This is a genomic window from Mycobacterium sp., from assembly GCF_035499775.1.
GTDB lineage: Bacteria > Actinomycetota > Actinomycetes > Mycobacteriales > Mycobacteriaceae > Mycobacterium.
In genome coordinates this window covers 1-16,675 of record NZ_DATJYB010000412.1, presented here as the reverse complement: position 1 = coordinate 16,675, position 16,675 = coordinate 1, and the positions used below count along the sequence as shown (strand labels likewise).

General features: G+C 67.5%; 17 protein-coding genes and 2 pseudogenes. 5 read left to right on the top strand and 14 right to left on the bottom strand.

Annotated elements, in window-relative coordinates; translation table 11 throughout:
* A partial coding sequence (locus VML93_RS25665; RefSeq protein ID WP_414686443.1) for a homocysteine S-methyltransferase family protein occupies positions 1 to 1,931 on the bottom strand: 1,931 nt, incomplete at its 3' end.
* A 164-nt stretch (positions 1,932 to 2,095) separates the two neighbouring features.
* Positions 2,096 to 2,254: pseudogene (locus tag VML93_RS25660) on the bottom strand (hypothetical protein); the annotation flags it as partial.
* Positions 2,255 to 2,347: 93 nt separating this feature from the next.
* Between VML93_RS25660 and VML93_RS25655 the strand changes: the two are divergent.
* On the top strand, positions 2,348 to 3,226 hold the full coding sequence (locus tag VML93_RS25655) for a PAC2 family protein (RefSeq protein ID WP_325615077.1): 879 nt from the start codon (positions 2,348 to 2,350) through the stop codon (positions 3,224 to 3,226).
* Between the two features lies 1 nt (position 3,227).
* On the opposite strand, the gene VML93_RS25650 is transcribed toward VML93_RS25655, so the two are convergent.
* From VML93_RS25650 to VML93_RS25615, 8 genes and pseudogenes are all read right to left on the bottom strand, one after another.
* Complete coding sequence (locus VML93_RS25650; RefSeq protein WP_325615076.1) at positions 3,228 to 4,535, bottom strand: PPE family protein; 1,308 nt, start codon at positions 4,533 to 4,535, stop codon at positions 3,228 to 3,230.
* A 64-nt stretch (positions 4,536 to 4,599) separates the two neighbouring features.
* A pseudogene (locus tag VML93_RS25645) lies at positions 4,600 to 5,487 on the bottom strand (SDR family oxidoreductase).
* Positions 5,488 to 5,524: 37 nt separating this feature from the next.
* Positions 5,525 to 6,760, bottom strand: a complete 1,236-nt coding sequence (gene mshC, locus VML93_RS25640) for a cysteine--1-D-myo-inosityl 2-amino-2-deoxy-alpha-D-glucopyranoside ligase (RefSeq protein ID WP_325615075.1) — start codon at positions 6,758 to 6,760, stop codon at positions 5,525 to 5,527.
* Between the two features lie 147 nt (positions 6,761 to 6,907).
* The gene (locus VML93_RS25635) at positions 6,908 to 7,678 is read right to left on the bottom strand and encodes a 3'(2'),5'-bisphosphate nucleotidase CysQ (RefSeq protein ID WP_325615082.1); all 771 of its coding nucleotides are present in this window, start codon (positions 7,676 to 7,678) and stop codon (positions 6,908 to 6,910) included.
* A 30-nt stretch (positions 7,679 to 7,708) separates the two neighbouring features.
* Positions 7,709 to 8,533 (bottom strand): SCO1664 family protein, encoded by an 825-nt coding sequence (locus VML93_RS25630; protein WP_325615074.1) that lies wholly within the window; start codon positions 8,531 to 8,533, stop codon positions 7,709 to 7,711.
* Positions 8,517 to 9,104 (bottom strand): DUF3090 domain-containing protein, encoded by a 588-nt coding sequence (locus VML93_RS25625; RefSeq protein WP_325615073.1) that lies wholly within the window; start codon positions 9,102 to 9,104, stop codon positions 8,517 to 8,519. The genes VML93_RS25630 and VML93_RS25625 overlap by 17 nt, the downstream gene beginning before the upstream one ends.
* Positions 9,105 to 9,157: 53 nt before the next feature.
* The gene (locus VML93_RS25620; protein ID WP_325615081.1) at positions 9,158 to 9,907 is read right to left on the bottom strand and encodes a histidine phosphatase family protein; all 750 of its coding nucleotides are present in this window, start codon (positions 9,905 to 9,907) and stop codon (positions 9,158 to 9,160) included.
* A 136-nt stretch (positions 9,908 to 10,043) separates the two neighbouring features.
* Entirely contained in the window at positions 10,044 to 10,346 is a 303-nt protein-coding gene (locus VML93_RS25615) for a hypothetical protein (RefSeq protein ID WP_325615072.1), read from the bottom strand.
* Positions 10,347 to 10,456: 110 nt separating this feature from the next.
* On the opposite strand from VML93_RS25615, the gene VML93_RS25610 reads away from it, so the two are divergent.
* From VML93_RS25610 to VML93_RS25600, 3 genes are read left to right on the top strand one after another with little or no spacing between them, the layout of a single operon-like run.
* Positions 10,457 to 11,518 (top strand): hypothetical protein, encoded by a 1,062-nt coding sequence (locus tag VML93_RS25610; protein ID WP_325615071.1) that lies wholly within the window; start codon positions 10,457 to 10,459, stop codon positions 11,516 to 11,518.
* The gene (locus VML93_RS25605; protein WP_325615070.1) at positions 11,515 to 11,769 is read left to right on the top strand and encodes a DUF5703 family protein; all 255 of its coding nucleotides are present in this window, start codon (positions 11,515 to 11,517) and stop codon (positions 11,767 to 11,769) included. The genes VML93_RS25610 and VML93_RS25605 overlap by 4 nt, the downstream gene beginning before the upstream one ends.
* Positions 11,770 to 11,795: 26 nt before the next feature.
* Positions 11,796 to 12,887: a quinone-dependent dihydroorotate dehydrogenase gene (locus tag VML93_RS25600; RefSeq protein WP_325615080.1), complete on the top strand. Its 1,092-nt coding sequence runs from the start codon at positions 11,796 to 11,798 to the stop codon at positions 12,885 to 12,887.
* Between the two features lies 1 nt (position 12,888).
* On the opposite strand, the gene VML93_RS25595 is transcribed toward VML93_RS25600, so the two are convergent.
* Entirely contained in the window at positions 12,889 to 13,116 is a 228-nt protein-coding gene (locus VML93_RS25595) for a hypothetical protein (protein WP_325615069.1), read from the bottom strand.
* Between the two features lie 52 nt (positions 13,117 to 13,168).
* Positions 13,169 to 13,765, bottom strand: a complete 597-nt coding sequence (locus VML93_RS25590) for an alpha/beta hydrolase family protein (RefSeq protein ID WP_325615068.1) — start codon at positions 13,763 to 13,765, stop codon at positions 13,169 to 13,171.
* Positions 13,766 to 13,859: 94 nt separating this feature from the next.
* Here VML93_RS25590 and VML93_RS25585 point away from each other — a divergent pair, with 94 nt between their 5' ends.
* On the top strand, positions 13,860 to 14,726 hold the full coding sequence (locus tag VML93_RS25585) for a GNAT family N-acetyltransferase (RefSeq protein WP_325615067.1): 867 nt from the start codon (positions 13,860 to 13,862) through the stop codon (positions 14,724 to 14,726).
* Here VML93_RS25585 and VML93_RS25580 read toward each other — a convergent pair.
* Entirely contained in the window at positions 14,698 to 15,228 is a 531-nt protein-coding gene (locus VML93_RS25580; RefSeq protein WP_325615066.1) for a YbhB/YbcL family Raf kinase inhibitor-like protein, read from the bottom strand. The two genes, VML93_RS25585 and VML93_RS25580, sit on opposite strands and share 29 nt — an antisense overlap.
* Before the next feature lie 42 nt (positions 15,229 to 15,270).
* A complete protein-coding gene (locus VML93_RS25575) occupies positions 15,271 to 16,605 on the bottom strand; it encodes a M20/M25/M40 family metallo-hydrolase (protein WP_325615079.1) in 1,335 nt (444 codons plus the stop codon).
* Between the last annotated feature and the right edge of the window lie 70 nt (positions 16,606 to 16,675).

The window sequence follows — 16,675 nt, the reverse complement described above, 5'->3', positions numbered from 1 at the left end:
CGGTTCAGGACGACGTCCTCGATCCGGTCCCGCAGCTCGGGGTCGATCGAGTCGTAGGGCACGAGTGCACCGGCGTTGACGATGCCCATGTCCAGGCCGGCCTTGATGGCGTGGTACAGGAACACCGCGTGGATCGCCTCGCGGACGGGGTTGTTGCCCCGGAACGAGAACGACACGTTCGAGATACCGCCGGAGATGTGCACACCGGGAAGGTTCTCCTTGATCCAGGCGCAGGCCTCGATGAAGTCGATCCCGTATGTCGCGTGCTCCTCGATACCGGTCGCCAGCGCGAAGCAGTTCGGGTCGAAGATGATGTCCTCGGGCGGGAAGCCGACCTCTTCGGTCAGGATCCGGTAGGCGCGCCCGCAGATCTCCTTGCGGCGCTCCAAGTTGTCGGCCTGACCCTGCTCGTCGAAAGCCATCACGACGACGGCGGCGCCGTACTTGCGGCACAGCCGTGCCTCGCGGATGAACTTCTCCTCGCCCTCCTTCATGGAGATCGAGTTGACGATCGGCTTGCCCTGCACGTTCTTCAGGCCCGCCTCGATGACCTCCCACTTGGAGGAGTCGATCATCACCGGGACGCGGCTGATGTCCGGCTCGGCCGCGATCAGCTTGGTGAACCGGTCCATCGCGGCGACGCCGTCGATCATGCCCTCGTCCATGTTGATGTCGATGACCTGCGCACCGACCTCGACCTGCTGCAGGGCGACCGACAGCGCGGTGTCGTAGTCCTCGGCCTTGATCAGGTTGCGGAACCGGGCGGAGCCGGTGATGTTGGTGCGCTCACCGATGTTCACGAACAGGGAGTCGTCGGTGATGTTGAGCGGCTCCAGGCCCGAGAGCCGGGTGGCCACCGGGATCTCCGGCAGCTCGCGCGGCGGCTTGCCCTCGACGACCTTGGCGATCTCGGCGATGTGCGGCGGCGCCGTTCCGCAGCAGCCACCGACCAGGTTGACCAGGCCGGCCTCGGCGAACTCGGCGATGTAGCAGGCCTGACGCTCCGGGGACTCGTCGTACTCGCCGAAGGCGTTGGGGAGGCCGGCGTTCGGGTAGCAAGAAACGAAAGTATCCGCGATCCGCGCCATCTCGGCGATGTAGGGCCTCATCTCCGGGGCGCCCAGGGCGCAGTTGAGGCCCACCGCGATCGGCTTCGCGTGCCTGATCGCGTTCCAGAAGGCTTCGGTGACCTGACCGGACAACGTCCGCCCGGACGCGTCGGTGATGGTGCCCGAGATGATCACCGGCCAGCGGCGTCCGCGTTCCTCGAACAGCGTCTCGACGGCGAACACCGCCGCCTTGGCGTTCAGCGAGTCGAAGATCGTCTCGATGATGAGGAGGTCTGCGCCACCGTCGACCAAGCCGTTAGCGGCTTCGAGGTAGGCGGCAACTAGCTGGTCGTAGGAGACGTTGCGGGCGCCAGGGTCGTTGACATCCGGCGAGATCGACGCGGTGCGCGTCGTCGGCCCGATTGCGCCGGCGACGTAGCGGGGCTTCTCCGGGGTGCTGAATTCGTCAGCTGCCTTGCGGGCCAGGGCGGCGCCGGCGTAGTTGAGCTCGTAGCTCAGGTCGGCCATGTCGTAGTCGGAGAGCGAGACCGCGTTCGCGTTGAACGTGTTGGTCTCCAGGATGTCGGCGCCCGCCTCGAGGTACTCGCGGTGGATCCCCTCGATGATCTGCGGCTGCGTCAGGCTGAGCAGGTCGTTGTTGCCCTGAAGCGCGGTCGGCCACTCCGTGAACCGGTCGCCGCGATAGCCGGCCTCGTCCGGCCGGTCCCGCTGGATCGCCGTGCCCATCGCGCCGTCGATCACCACGATCCGCTGGCGCAGAGCTGCCGTCAGTTCGTCGGTGCAGTCGGGGCGGATGTTCGGCTCCAAGATGTTCGGCGCCGAGATGTTCAACCCGGAGGCGTTCACGTACGTTCCTTCCATAGCGGAAGGCGTCCTTGACTCTGCCGAGCGTGGCGGATAACGGGCAGGGACCCGGAACCGTTGCAACGCCTCTCGACCAGAAAAGTCTACGTCGTCACCCGACGTCTGGACGCCCACCTCGACCCGACCCGGTTGGCGACGCGGATCTTGTCGACAATGTCCTAGTTAGCAAGGTTAACCAAATTGCAGCCGAACGTATTTCGTCCCGGGGCGAGATCGGCGGCCTGCAGCTGGGTGCCCACCGCGCCGTCGCCGACTACCACCCGCTGCGCCAAAGTATCGAGCAGATCGGTGTAGTAGTGGTGTTCGTTCGCGGCAGTCACCCCATAAGGATAGTGGGCCTATGCAAATGAAGAGTGTGTCGCAGATCTCTGACAGGGCCTCTTCCCGCCCGGGCCAGGCCGTACCCTGATTCTGTGACCTCCCCGGGTGATGGGTTCGTAGTGCCCGAATTGCACAACACCGTCGTCGTGGCGGCGTTCGAGGGCTGGAACGACGCCGGCGATGCGGCCAGCGATGCGCTGGAGCACCTGGATGCCATCTGGGAGGCCGATCCGATCGTGGAGATCGACGACGAGGCCTACTACGACTACCAGGTGAATCGCCCGGTCATCCGCCAGGTCGACGGGGTCACCCGGGAGCTGGTGTGGCCGGCGATGCGCATTTCACACTGCCGCCCGCCGGGCAGCGACCGCGACGTCGTGTTGATGCATGGGGTGGAGCCCAACATGCGCTGGCGCACGTTCTGCGCCGAGTTGCTGGCCATCGCGGACAAGCTCAACGTGGACACCGTCGTGATCCTGGGGGCACTGCTGGCCGACACGCCGCACACGCGGCCGGTACCGGTCTCGGGCGCGGCGTATTCCTCCGAGTCGGCGCGGCGTTTCGGCCTGGAAGAAACCCGCTACGAAGGCCCGACCGGGATCGCCGGGGTTTTCCAGGACGCCTGCGTTGCGGCCGGGATCCCGGCGGTGACGTTCTGGGCGGCGATTCCGCACTACGTGTCGCACCCGCCGAACCCGAAGGCGACGGTGGCGCTGCTGCGCCGCGTCGAAGACGTGCTCGATATCGAGGTTCCGCTGGCCGACCTGCCGGTGCAGGCCGAGGAGTGGGAACAGGCGGTCTCCGAGATGACCGACGATGACGACGACCTGGCCGAGTACGTGCAGTCGCTCGAGGAGCGCGGGGACGCCGAGGTTGATCTCAACGACACCCTGGGCAAGATCGACGGCGACGCGCTGGCCGCGGAGTTCGAACGTTATCTGCGCCGCCGGCGCCCGGGATTCGGCCGGTAGATCAGCAGCTAGAAGCCGAAGTAGCCGGACTGGCCAGTGCCGGTGTTGAACGCTCCCGAGCTGTTGTCGCCCCGGTTTGCCGTCCCCGAGTTGTTGCCGACCTCGCTCGAGTTGCCCAGTCCGTTATTGGACAGACCCGAGTTGAGCAAGGCCCGCGTTGAAGCCGCCGTTGCCCGAGTTGCCGACGCCCGTGTTGTTGCCGCCGCTGCCCGCGTTGAACAGACCGGTGCTGTGGCCGCCGCTGCCGGAATTGGAAGAAGCCGACGTTGCTGCCGCCTATGCCGGAGTTGGCGACACCCGCTTGCACATCGCCGGTGTTGCCGATACCGGAGTCGTTGCCGACGGCCCCCGTGGTGTTGAACCAACCCGAGAAATTCACGCCCGAGTTGAAGAATCCCGAGAGGCCGGTGCCCGAGTTCATGAAGCCCGAGTTCGCTGAGGTTTGGAGGGTCGCGCTACCGATCGCCGTGTTGAAAGTGCCCGAGTTGAAGAGGCCGGTGTTGGTGCCGCCCGCGTTGAACAGGCCGGTGTTGGTGGTACCCGCGTTGAACGAGCCGGTGTTGTCGGGAAAGGCTGTGTTCTTATTTCCGCTGCCGATGTTTGCCTGGCCGGTGTTTCCGAGGCCGAAGTTGAAGAACCCGTTGTTCCCGCTGCCGATGTTGGAGATGCCGTTGTTGCCGCTGCCGATGTTCCCGATGCCGACATTTCCGCTGCCGATGTTCCCGATGCCGGTGTTCCCGATGCCGAAGTTCTGCGGGGTGGCGGCCGGGCTGGCCGCCGGGCTCAACAGCCCCGGGAGGCTTTGCAGTGCCGACTGCCAAGACGTCAGGCGCGCCGCGACCGCCGAGACGCCGCCGTGGTAACCCACCATCGCGGCCACGTCCGCGGCCCACATCTGCTCATATGCGGCCTCGGTGGCCGCGATGGCCGGGCCGTTGAACCCCAACAGGTTCGAGCGCACCAGCGACACCAACTGCGAACGGTTGGCGGCGACGGCCAGCGGATGCACCACGGTCGACCGGGCCGCCTCGAAGGCGGCGGCCGCCGTTTTGGCCTGCCCGGCCGCATCCGCGGCGCGCGTGGCCGCCGCGCTCAGCCACCCGGCGTACGGCGCGGCCGCACTCGCCATCGCCGCCGACGCCGCACCCTGCCATGCCGAACCCACCAGCCCTGAGGTCACCGACAAAAACAGGTCCGCCACCGAGCCCAGCTCGCTGGCCAACCCGTCCCAGGCCGCCGCGGCGGCCAGCATCGGACCCGAGCCCGCTCCGCTGAACAATTGCGTCGAGATGACATCCGGCGGCGACACCAAAAACTCATCAGAACCGTCCCTTCTCAGCGAGCTTCGCGCGGGCGACCCCCGGGGCTTAACGTTATGTCCGTCGGGCCACAACTAAAGATTCGGTGTAGGAGCTGGTGGAACGGCCGAGCGCGGCGACTTGAGCATCAAGCTGGGGCATCAACTCGCCGCCGAATTTGAGGAGCGGGGCTTCGCCCAGCCGGGTGGACAGCACCGGCTTGAGCCAGCGCATCAGGCCCACCCAGCGCGGGCAGTACACGTGCTCCTGACGGCCCTCGATGCCTTTGACAAGGGCTTCCGCACCCAGGCTTACCGAGGCTGTCTTGTTCATCGGCCAGGGCAGCTCCGCGAGTAGTCGGTTGAACGCCGGCAGGTCGGCTTTGGCGTCGCGCACCAGCGCGGTGTCGATCCAGGACAGGTGCGCCGAGCCGACGCCGACCCCGAGGTGGCAACCTCCAGCCGCAAGCCATTGGCGAGGTGCTCATTACCGGCCTTCGTCACGGCGTAGGGTGTCATCCCCGGAGCGGCCGCGAATGCGGCCAGCGACGAGACGATCAGCAGATAGCCACGTCGGTCGATCAGCGCGGGCAGGGTGGCCCGCGGGTGTGAAAACCACCGAGCAGGTTGACGTCCAGCACCCGCTTGACCGCCTCCGGGTCGACCTGCAACACCGAGAGTCGTAGCTGGCGATGCCGGCGTTGGCCACCACCACGTCGATGCCCCCGAAGCGTTCGACCGCCTGGTCGGCCGCGGTCTGCATGGCGGTCAGATTGCGCACGTCGGCGACGACGGTGAGCACCCGGTCCGCACCGAGTTCGGTGGCCAGGGAGGCCAGTTGGGCTTTGTCCAGGTCGGTCAGCACGAGCTTGGCGCCCTTGTTGCGCAGCCGACGGGCGACCTCGGCCCCGATCCCCCTGGCCGCACCCGTGATGAAGACGACTTTGCCCTGCAGCGATGTCATGGCCCGAAAACGTAGCTTGTCAAAGCCGTTGTAGCGATTACAGGTCCACCCCGAGCAGCGCGTCGATTGCGCTCGCCACCCGTTTCGGTGACTCGGCGTCATGACCGCCGTACTCGAGCGCGTCGGTGGTCCAACCATCAAGTGCGGCAATCGCTTTGGGAGTATCCAGGTCGTCGGCCAGGTACTGGCGGACCCGGGCGATGACGTCGGCGGCATCCGGACCGGCGGGCAGGGCGGTCGCGGTGCGCCAACGCTGCAGCCGGGCAGTGGCCTCGTCGAGCACCTGCTCACTCCAAAAGCGGTCGGCGCGGTAGTGGCCGGCCAGCAGACCCAGCCGGATGGCCGGCGGCTCGACACCTTGGGCGCGCAGTCTGGAGACCAGCACCAGGTTGCCGCGGCTCTTGGACATCTTGTGGCCGTCCCAGCCGATCATTCCCGCGTGCACATAATGCCGGGCGAAACGTCTTTCGCCCCGTACACATTCGGCGTGCGCGGCAGTGAACTCGTGATGCGGGAAGATCAGGTCGCTGCCCCCGCCCTGGATGTCCAGGCCGCTGCCGATGCGGCTGAGTGCGATCGCCGCGCATTCGACGTGCCATCCCGGCCGGCCGGGACCGAACGGTGACGGCCAACTGGGCTCCCCCGGCCGCTCGGCCCGCCACAGCAAGGCGTCGAGCTCGTCGGACTTACCGGCCCGGTGCGGGTCGCCACCGCGTTGCTCGTAGAGCTGCAGCATGGTGTCGCGGTCGTAGCCCGACTCGTAGCCGAACTGCGGTGTGGCATCGGCCCGGAAGTAGACGTCCTGGAATTCGTCGTCGACGACATAGGCCGCCCCCGAGGCGAGCATCTTCTCGACGAGCTCGACCATTTCGGGTATCGCTTCGGTCGCGCCGACGTAGTCGTGTGGCGGCAGTACCCGCAGCGCCGCCATATCGGTCCGGAACAGGGCGGTCTCGCGCTCGGCGAGGTCGCGCCAATCCTCGCCATCGCGGGCAGCGCGCTCGAACAACGGATCGTCGATGTCGGTGACGTTCTGCACGTAGTGCACCCCGTGACCGAGGTCCAGCCACAGCCGATGGATCAGGTCGAAAGCCAGGTAGGTGGCGGCGTGACCCAGATGGGTGGCGTCATACGGCGTGATTCCGCAGACGTACATGGTGGCTTTGGTCCCGGGTGCCACCGGGCGCACCTGACGGTCCGAGGTGTCGTACAGCCGTAGCTCCGGGCCGCGTCCCGGCAGGGCGGGGACCGGTGCGGACGACCACGATTGCATGCCCTCGACTTTAAGCCCGCCGACGGTGGGGGTTGTGTGGCGGGCTAAGGCCGGCGGCCCGAGCTCGAGCGCGCCCATCCGTACACCAAAACGCCCGGAACCTGTGCATATGCGGCCACTCACCGCCAACAGGGCCGCGCGCGCCACCTACCGCCACGCCTGGTGAATGGCATCGAGCAGGATCGGCGCCACTTCGGCGCGACACATCAAGAAGTCGGGCAGGTACGGGTCGAGCTGGTTGTACCGCAGCGGCGAGCCGTCCAGACGCGACGCGTGCATGCCCGCGGCCAGCACCACTCCGGCGGGCGCCGCCGAATCCCATTCCCATTGGCCCCCGGCATGCAGGTAGGCGTCGACTTCGCCGTCGATGACGGCCATCGCTTTGGCGCCCGCCGAGCCGATCGCCACGGGCTGGATGGAGACCGTCTGCCGGATGCGGTGCAGGATCGCCGGTGGCCGGGTGGCGCTCACCGCGATCCGGATGGTGCTGGGCACGCCGAACCGCGTGATGCTGTCGGCGACGGTGTCGCTGCGGTACACCACGTTTCCGCGGGCCGGCAACGCCACTGCCGCATCGGTGATTTCGGGCCGTCCGTCGCCGGTGGGACGCCGCCACAGCGCGACATGCACCGCCCAGTCGTCGCGCCCGCGGGTGGAGAACTCGCGGGTGCCGTCCAACGGGTCGACGATCCACACCCGGTCTGACTTCAGCCGCACCAGGTCGTCGTGAGCTTCCTCGCTGAGCACCGCGTCACCCGGACGCTCGGCTCGCAGCCGCCGCAGCAGCAGCGCGTTCGCCTCGCTGTCACCCGCATCGCCCAGCGCCCACGGATAGCTGAAACCGACCTCCTCGCGGACCTTGAGCAGCAAGTCCCCCGCGTCGGCTGCGAGATCGGCAGCCAGTGCCGCGTCCGTCATGTCCTGCGCGGCCGGGCTCACCGCTTCACCCTAAAACGCCGGCCAGGGGATGGCGCGATGCCGGTTCGGTCCGGGCATCACCGGGTTGTCCAGCAGCGCCTGCGCCCGCCGGTGCAACGCCGCAATCTCCTTGCGGGTGATGTGCCCGGCCAGCCCATCGGCAAGCGATCCACTGAGCGCGTCGGCGAGGGCGGCGACGTCCTGCAGGGTGTCGTCGTCGATCGGCTTGCCGGCCCAGCCCCACAGCACCGTGCGCAGCTTGTTGTCGACGTGCAGGCACACCCCGTGGTCGACCCCGTAGACATGGCCGTCCAGGTCGCGCAGCACGTGGCCGCCCTTGCGGTCGGCGTTGTTGATCAGCACGTCGAACACCGCCATCCGCCACAGCCGAATGTCGTCGGCGTGCATCAGGATGACCTCGTCGCCGGCGTAGTCGTAGGCCCGCAGCACCGGCAGATAACCCGGCTCGCGTCGACCGGCGGGAAACAGGTCGACCAGGTCGGGTCCGGGGTGGGGTTCGGAAGCGGCCGTGTCCACCGTGTCGCCGGGTTGTTCCACCCACAGCTGCAGCATGCCCGGACCTGCCGGCCCGTGACGAATGATCGTGTAGGGCACGATGTTCCAGGCCAACTCCGTCGACACCAGGTAGGCGCCGAGTTCGCGGCCGGCCAGCGTCCCGTCCGGGAAGTCCCACAGCGGCTGTTCGCCGGAGACCGGCTTGTAGACACAGTGCACGCTGCGCTCGCCCAACGTGGATTCGCACAGAAAAGTGGCGTTGCTCGCCGAGCGGATGCGGCCCAGGACCGTCAGCTCGCCGTCGCGCAACACCTCACGGTCGTCACTCCTCGGTGTCATCGTCAGGCCCGAGCAGCGCGCTGCGCTTGTAACCGTTGGTGCGCGCGCAGATGTGGCCCTCGGGGTCCAACGGTTCGTCGCAGAGCGGGCACGGCGGACGTCCTGCCGAGATGACGCGGTTGGAGCGAGTGGCGAACTGCCGCGCCGACTCCGGCGTCAGGAACACCCGCACCGCATCGGGACCGTCTTCGGTGTCGTCGAGCACCACCGAGGCGTCGAACTCCGCATCGGTGACGGCCAGCAATTCGACCACCACGGTCTGAGCCTCCGAATCCCAGCCCAGCCCCATGGTTCCGACCCGAAACTCCGCGTCGACGGGCATGATCAGCGGACTGAGGTCGTCGATCTCGGTGGGCTCCGGCGGCACCGGTGTGCCAAACCTGCGGTTCACCTCGAGCAGCAGCGCGCCGATGCGTTCGGCGAGAACCGCCACCTGCTGCTTTTCCAGCACCACCGACACCACCCGGGAGTCGTGCGCGGCCTGGATGTAGAAGGTCCGATTTCCGGGCTGGCCAACGGTCCCGGCCACGAAACGGTCGGGTGTGCGGAAGACGTGGATTGCGCGGGCCATGGCACCTTTCAAAATACCGGCAGTGGCCGTCGCGACGCGATTCGTTTGGGCCATTAGTCGGTGGATCCGCCTACTACGGCGTCGCCGGAGGGCACCGCACCGCCCGGCTGCTGCTGCGGCTTGGCTTGCTCCTCCTGGGAATCCCCTGGCGAATCTGCCGGTGGCTTCGGCGCGGCCCGCAGCGCGGCCGAAAGCCGCGCCCCGGTGTGGTTGACGTGCATGACGAACGGTCGCAGCTGCGTGTAGTGGATGACGCTGATCGACGCCGGGTCGACGTTGACGCGCTGGAAGCTGTCCAGGTGCATGCCGTACGCGTCGGCGATCAACGCCTTGATGACGTCGCCGTGGCTGCAGGCCAGCCACAGCGCGTCGCCCCCGTGCTCGTCAGCCAGCCGCCGGTCGTGTTCGCGGACCGCGGCCACGGCGCGGGCCTGAACCTGCGCCAGTCCCTCTCCACCGGGGAACACGGCCGCGCTGGGATGGGCCTGGACCACCCGCCACAAGGGCTCGCCGGCCAGCTCGCTCATCTTGCGGCCGGTCCATTCGCCGTAGTCGACTTCGGCGAGCCGCTCGTCGATCAGCGGCTCGAGGAACAGTGCCGCCGCGAGCGGTTCCACGGTGCGCCGGCATCGCAGCATCGGCGAACTCACCACCGCCCGGATGCGCAGGTCCCCGATCCGATCGATCAGCCCGGCGGCCTGCTCGCGGCCCTTGTCGTCCAGGTCGACGCCCTCGGAACGGCCGGCCAGAATGCCGGCGGTGTTCGAGGTGGACCGCCCGTGTCGTAGCAGGATGACGGTCACACCAGCCACCAGGACATCCGTGAAACCGCAGTCACGACGATGACCGTACCCGGTGCCGGCGACGACTATCGCCTGCGACTAGTCCCTATGGCGCGTCGAACGTATGGGATATGCACGCATTTCGATCGTCAGGACGCTAGCGCGCTACGGCCACCGCGTGCGCGACGGAGTCGCGCACTGCCGCGGTCAGGCTGCGCTCGTCGGTGAGGTCGATTTCGACCAGGCTGCGAACCGCCCTGGCGACCACTTCATCAGCCTGCGGCACCGGCCCGGACAGGCGCGGCCGGTAAATCTCGACGACTAGCGAACGGTGCTCGATGTGGAACGAAAAACTACGCCCGTCACCGACTTGCCCGTAACCACTGGCGAAAATGCCAGTCGACATATCCTCAACAGCAAACTCTTTGTCTGCGAGATGCCGGTCAGCAGCGACGGTCATGTCGCAAAGATACCTCTCCAGTACCACTTATTGTGTGCAACATGGCGAGATTGGGTGCGGGATCGTTCCTTAGAATTTGAAGCACATGTTCCACCGTCGAGGGCGATTCTTTGCTGCTACAGGGTAAACGCGCAGTTCAGTGCGGCCTCGCTGCTGCGTTCACTTTGCTGTTGGTGACGGGGTGCTCGTCGAGCCCGCTGGATGCTTCCCCGCCCACGATCGAACCGGCGCACGCCGCCGAGTCTCCGCCGGTATCACAGAATCCGGCGGGCACGGTCCTACCGCTGGGCGGCCACCCCCAGGCGGCGACGTTCGACAGCAGCACTCGCCGGTTGGCGGTGCTCTGCCCCGGCACCGACCCCGCGGCGCCCGCCAGCATCAGCGTCTTGGGTGAGGCGCAGTCCGCACCGCACGAGTCGCCTCGCGACCCCCTTCGCGTCATAGGCCTGCCGGGACCTGCGGCGGCGCTGACCAGCGACGGCCGCGGCACCGCCTACGCTGCCGCGCGCGGCGGTTTCTTCGTGGTCGATCTGGCCGCCGCCCGGGCCACACGGGTCAATGTCGCCGACGCCGCGAACATCGAGTTCACCGCGATCGCACGTCGCGCCGACGGCAAGCTCATGCTGGGCAGCGCCGACGGAGCCGTTTACACCGTCGGCGCGGACGACGGTTCGGTGACAAGCCGCAATAAGATCTTCGCCCGCGTCGACGCCCTTGTGACACAAGAAAATACGACGGTGGTGCTGGATCGCGGGCAGACGTCTGTGACGACGATCGGCGCCGACGGTCGCGCCCAGCAGGCGCTGCGGGCCGGCGAGGGCGCCACCACCCTGGCCGCCGATCCGCTGGGCCGCGTGCTCGTCGCCGACACGCGCGGCGGCCAACTGCTGGTGTACGGGGTCGACCCGCTGATCTTGCGCCAGGCCTACCCGGTGCGGCAGGCTCCGTACGGCCTGGCCGGCTCGCGGCCATTGGCCTGGGTGTCCCAAACAGCATCGAACACCGTCATTGGTTACGATCTGACGACCGGAATTCCCGTCGAAAAGGTGCGTTACCCAACCGTGCAGCAACCCAACTCACTGGTCTTTGACGAAGCGTCAGACACCTTGTACGTGATATCGGGGTCGGGTGCCGGGGTGCAGGTCATCGAGCACGCGGGGGCTTCGCTGTGACCGCGCCGCGGCGGAGTCGGCTGCCCGAGGGTTGGGACACCGACATGTCCGACGAGTACGAATGGGCGCCGCTGCGCCTGCCGCCGGAGGTGACCAGGGTCAGCGCGTCCACCAGGCTGTCCATCGAGGCCGAGTACCGCGGCTGGGAACTGACGCGGGTACGGCTTTACACCGATGGCAGTAGGCGAGTCCTGTTGCGCCGCAAGAAGTCTCGTGTAGAGAACCGGCGGCCTGACCAACCGGAACTGTGACGGTGGGCGACTCGCGCCGTCATCGGATGTACGGCCTGTTGCGGCGGCTGCTGTTCCTGCTGCCGCCCGAGCGCATCCACACGCTCGTGTTCGCGATACTGCGCGCCGCCACCGCCGTTACCCCGATGCGCCGGATGCTGACCCGGCGGCTGGGCCCGGCAGACCCGATACTTGCCAGCACGGTATTCGGGGTGCGCTTCCCGGGACCGCTCGGACTGGCCGCCGGCTTCGACAAGGACGGCCTCGGGCTGCTCACCTGGGGCGCAATGGGTTTCGGATATGCGGAGATCGGAACCGTCACCGCGCACCCGCAGCCGGGCAACCCCACCCCGCGTTTGTTCCGGCTGCCCGACGACCGTGCCCTGCTGAACCGTATGGGGTTCAACAACCACGGCGCCGGCGCGCTGGCCATGCGGCTGGCGAGGCACCATCCCGAGGTACCGATCGGGGTGAACATCGGCAAAACCAAGAAGACGCCGGCCGCCGAAGCCGTCGACGACTACCGGGCCAGCGCCCGGCTGGTCGGACCGCTGGCGTCGTACCTGGTGGTCAATGTCAGCTCGCCGAACACCCCGGGCTTGCGGGACCTGCAGGCGATCGAATCGCTGCGCCCCATCCTGTCGGCCGTCTCGGCGGAGGTCTCACGGACCTCGACACCGGTGCTGGTGAAGATCGCGCCGGACCTCTCCGACTCCGACATCGACGACATCGCAGACCTGGCCGTCGAACTCGGGCTGGCCGGCATCGTGGCAACCAACACCACGGTGTCGCGCGACGGGCTGGCCACACCGGGCGCCGACGAGCTTGGCGCCGGGGGGATTTCGGGCCCGCCGGTGGGGCGCCGCGCGACCGACGTGCTGCGGCGGCTCTACGGCCGGGTGGGCGACCGGTTGGTCCTGATCAGCGTCGGCGGTATCGAGACCACCGACGACGCGTGGGAGCGCATCACGGCGGGCGCATCGTTGCTGCAGGGCTACACCGGCTTCATTTACGGCGGCGGCTTGTGGGCCAAGCAGATTCACGACGGGATAGCTCGGCGACTGCGCGACGGCGGGTTCGCGTCGCTGCGCGACGCGGTCGGCTCGGCGGCGGCCAAACCGGAGCGGCCACCGGGCTAAGTCAGGCAGCCTCATCACTTGTCTGCCCGCGGGTGCCGGGTCGCGCGAACGGGCTGGTCAACTCGTACCTGAGCGCTGCCAACCGACCCTGCACAAGGTCATAGAACTCCCACACCTCGCACAGCTCCGAACCAGTCATTTCATCGAACGACAGCCCGGCGCAAAGGGTCAGCGCCACGGCGATCCTTTCTAAATCAGCGTCGAATTCTGAGGCGTTTGTCGAAAGCATGTTCGAATGCTAGCGATCAGGTCCGACAACCGGCCCCGAGGTCTGGGGACCCTCAGCGCCCCGGATTGCCATCGGCCAGATAGTCAGCCACGAAATCCGTTGTGAGAAGTTGCCATTCGCGCCACCGTCGCACCATATGGTGGCCGACGCCCTCGATGCCCACCCACTGCGCATCCAACCCACGCTCGCGGGCCCGCAACGTCTGGGTACGGGAGGCGTGCGGGTCGGTCCGGGTGTCGGCGGTGCCGTGCACGACCAGCAGTCGCGTGCCGACCGGGATCAGGTCGGCTTTCTCACCATGCCACCACGGCGCCAGCGCCACCACAGCGCCGACGTCACCTTCGGCGGACAAGTGCGCCGCAACCCGCCCACCCATCGAATGACCTACCACCACAAGGTGTTCCGGGTCGCACCACTGCCGGACCTGGGCGAGGACCCGCTCGGCGTCGCGAACCGGATCCCACCGTGGGCTATTCCAGCCGCGCAGGCGATATTGGACCCGTCGCACCTCGACGTCGGGCCCCAGTCGGCGTCGCAGCGCGCGGGCGAGGAATACCATGCGCAGGTTGGCGGGCTGCCACCACCGCGACGGCTCGTCGCTGCGCATCTTGCCGCCCGGCAGGACCAACACACACGCGCGCGATGCCACGACTTTTATTCGTAGCCGATGGCGAATCGGTCTGGGCGGGCGCACCGACAAATCTCCCTGGACGGTCGCCGGCGCGAACACCATCCTGAGAACCATGAAACTTCGGCTACACGAGACCGTTGACGACTTCTGCGGCGTGGCCCTGGACATCTATCGTCGTGACCCGATCGCTGCGACTGCCGAGCTCCGGCAGCTCGCCGTGCTTCGCGCCGGTCTTGCCGACAGCGATCCAGCTCCGCTGCTCGTGACGGTTTGGGACGGCCAGAAGCCGATCGGCGCTGCCCTGCAAAAGCCTGGGTCGCCGTTGCTCTGTGGCGGCCTGCCGCCAGCAGTCCTTGACCAGGTCGTCGCCGAGTTTCTGAACGTGGGAATACCTCTCACCGGCATTCAGGGCCCCTCCGCTACAACGGCGGCTCTCGCCGTGGCATGGTGCTCAGCCACCGGAATGGTCGCGACGGTCGGTATGAATCAACGGCTCTACCGGCTGCAGACATTGCGCCCGCCAGCCCATGTTGCCGGCCACGCCCGCTCGGCTGGCTCCGGTGACATCGACATGGTCGCCGAGTGGGTGTTGCTATTCAGTCAGGAGGCCTTCGGTGACACCCTCGACCGCGCCGCGACCACCCGTTCGCTGCAAGCCGGCAAGGCCCGAGGCGACGAGTTTGTGTTATGGACATTGCCAAGCGGACCGGTCAGCCTGGCAGCGGTGCGCCCGCCGGTTGTCGGCGTCTCAAGGATCGGCCCTGTATACACACCGGTCACTGAGCGCGGACATGGGTACGGCTCGGCGGTGACAGCCGCCGCGGCCGTATGGGCGCGCGAACAGGCCGCCGACGACGTGGTGCTTTTCACCGACCTGGCCAATCCAACCTCCAACGGCATCTACCAAGGCATCGGCTTCCAGCCCGTCGGCGACTATGACCGCATCGACTTCACGTCTGTTCGTAGGTGCCCTGAATGACCGCCCGCGCGATGGCGTTCTGGAACAGCAGGAACCCCAGATAGGCCGGGCTGGCGTCCTCACCGAGGTCGAGTTTGTCGACCTTCACCGCGTGCACAGCGACGTAATAGCGGTGCACGCCGTGTCCCGGCGGCGGCGCGGCGCCGACGTAGCGGCGCATGCCGGCGTCGTTCACCAGCGTCAGCGCGTCGCCGGGCAGGTTACTGCCGTCGCCGGCACCATCGGGCAACTCGGTGACGTCGGCGGGCAGGTTGGCCACCGCCCAGTGCCAGAACCCGGACAGGGTCGGCGCATCGGGGTCGTAGACGGTGACGGCGAAGCTGCGGGTCTCGTCGGGGAACCCCGACCAGCTCAGCTGCGGGCTGACGTCCTCTCCCCCGGCACCCATGATTCCGCTGATCTGCGGCGTGGCCAGCGGCTGCCCGTCGGTGATCGAGTTCGAGCTCAGGTTGAAACCTGGCAGTTTGGGCAGCGCTTCGTACGGGTCGGGCCTCGCAATCATCCTGTGTCCTCTCGTGTGATCTAGCAGTGTGTCTCGTGTGATCTAGCAGTGTGTCAGGAAGTGAGTCAGTACCTGGGTGCCGAACCGCAGCGCATCGATGGGTACCCGCTCGTCGATACCGTGGAACAGCGACGTGAAATCCAATTCCGGCGGCAACCGCAGCGGGCTGAAGCCGAAGCAGCGAATACCTAAGCGCGCGAAGGCTTTTGCATCGGTGCCGCCGGACATCATGTAGGGCACCGTCCGGGCGTCGGGATCGACCGCAAGCAACGCGGCGTTCATGGCGTCGACCAGATCGCCGTCGAAGGTGGTCTGATACGACGGCAGGTCCCTGATCCACTCCCGGGTCACGTCGGGCCCGAGCAGCTCGTCGACCTCGGCCAGGAAGGCTTCCTCCCGGCCGGGCAGCACCCGGCAGTCCACGACGGCTTCGGCGGTGGCCGGGACCACATTGGCCTTGTAGCCGGCCTTGAGCATCGTCGGGTTTGCGATGTCGTGCAGGACGGCCTTGAGCATCCGGGCCATCGGGCCCAGCTTGTCGATCACCCCTTCCAGGTCGGGCGACTCGGGGTCTAACGGCAGGCCGGTCTCCTCGCTGATAGCGGCCAGGAACTGCACGACGGTGTCGGTCGGCACGAGCGGAAACTGGTGGCGGCCCAACCGGGCGACCGCCTCGGCGAGGACCGTGACCGCGTTGTGGTCGTGCACCATCGAACCGTGTCCGGGCCGACCCCGGGCGGTCAGCCGCATCCACTGGATGCCCTTCTCGGCCGTCTCGATCAGGTAGAGGCGGCGCTCGCCGCCGTCGCGACGCGGCACCGTCAGGGAGAACCCGCCGACCTCGCCGATCGCCTCGGTGATGCCGTCGAACAAGTCGGGCCGGTTGTCGACCAGCCATTGCCCCCCGTAGGTGCCGCCGTGCTCCTCGTCGGCGACGAACGCGAACACCAGGTCGCGCGGCGGCACGGTGCCAGACCGCTTCAGCTGCCGGGCGACCACGATCATCATGCCGACCATGTCCTTCATGTCGACCGCGCCGCGGCCCCAGACATAGCCGTCTTCGATCGCGCCGGAGAACGGGTGCACACTCCATTCGGCGGCTTCAGCCGGCACCACGTCGAGGTGGCCGTGGACCAGCAGGGCGCCACGGGAACGGTCCGCCCCGGGCAGCCGAACGAAGACATTGCCGCGGCCCGGCGCACCGGATTCGACGTATTCAGGCTGGTAGCCGACCTCCGCGAGCTGCCCGGCAACCCACTGCGCGCATTCGGCCTCGCCCTTGGTGGTCTCGGGTTCACCGGTGTTGGTGGTGTCGAACCGGATCAACCTGCTGACGACCTCGACCACGTCATCGCTCACAGTCACCTTTCCTACCACCTTGCCGAGCTGTCGCGACGGCTGCTGGGTTGGGCGCGCGCAGCCCAATCCGATAGCCTTAGCTGCCAAC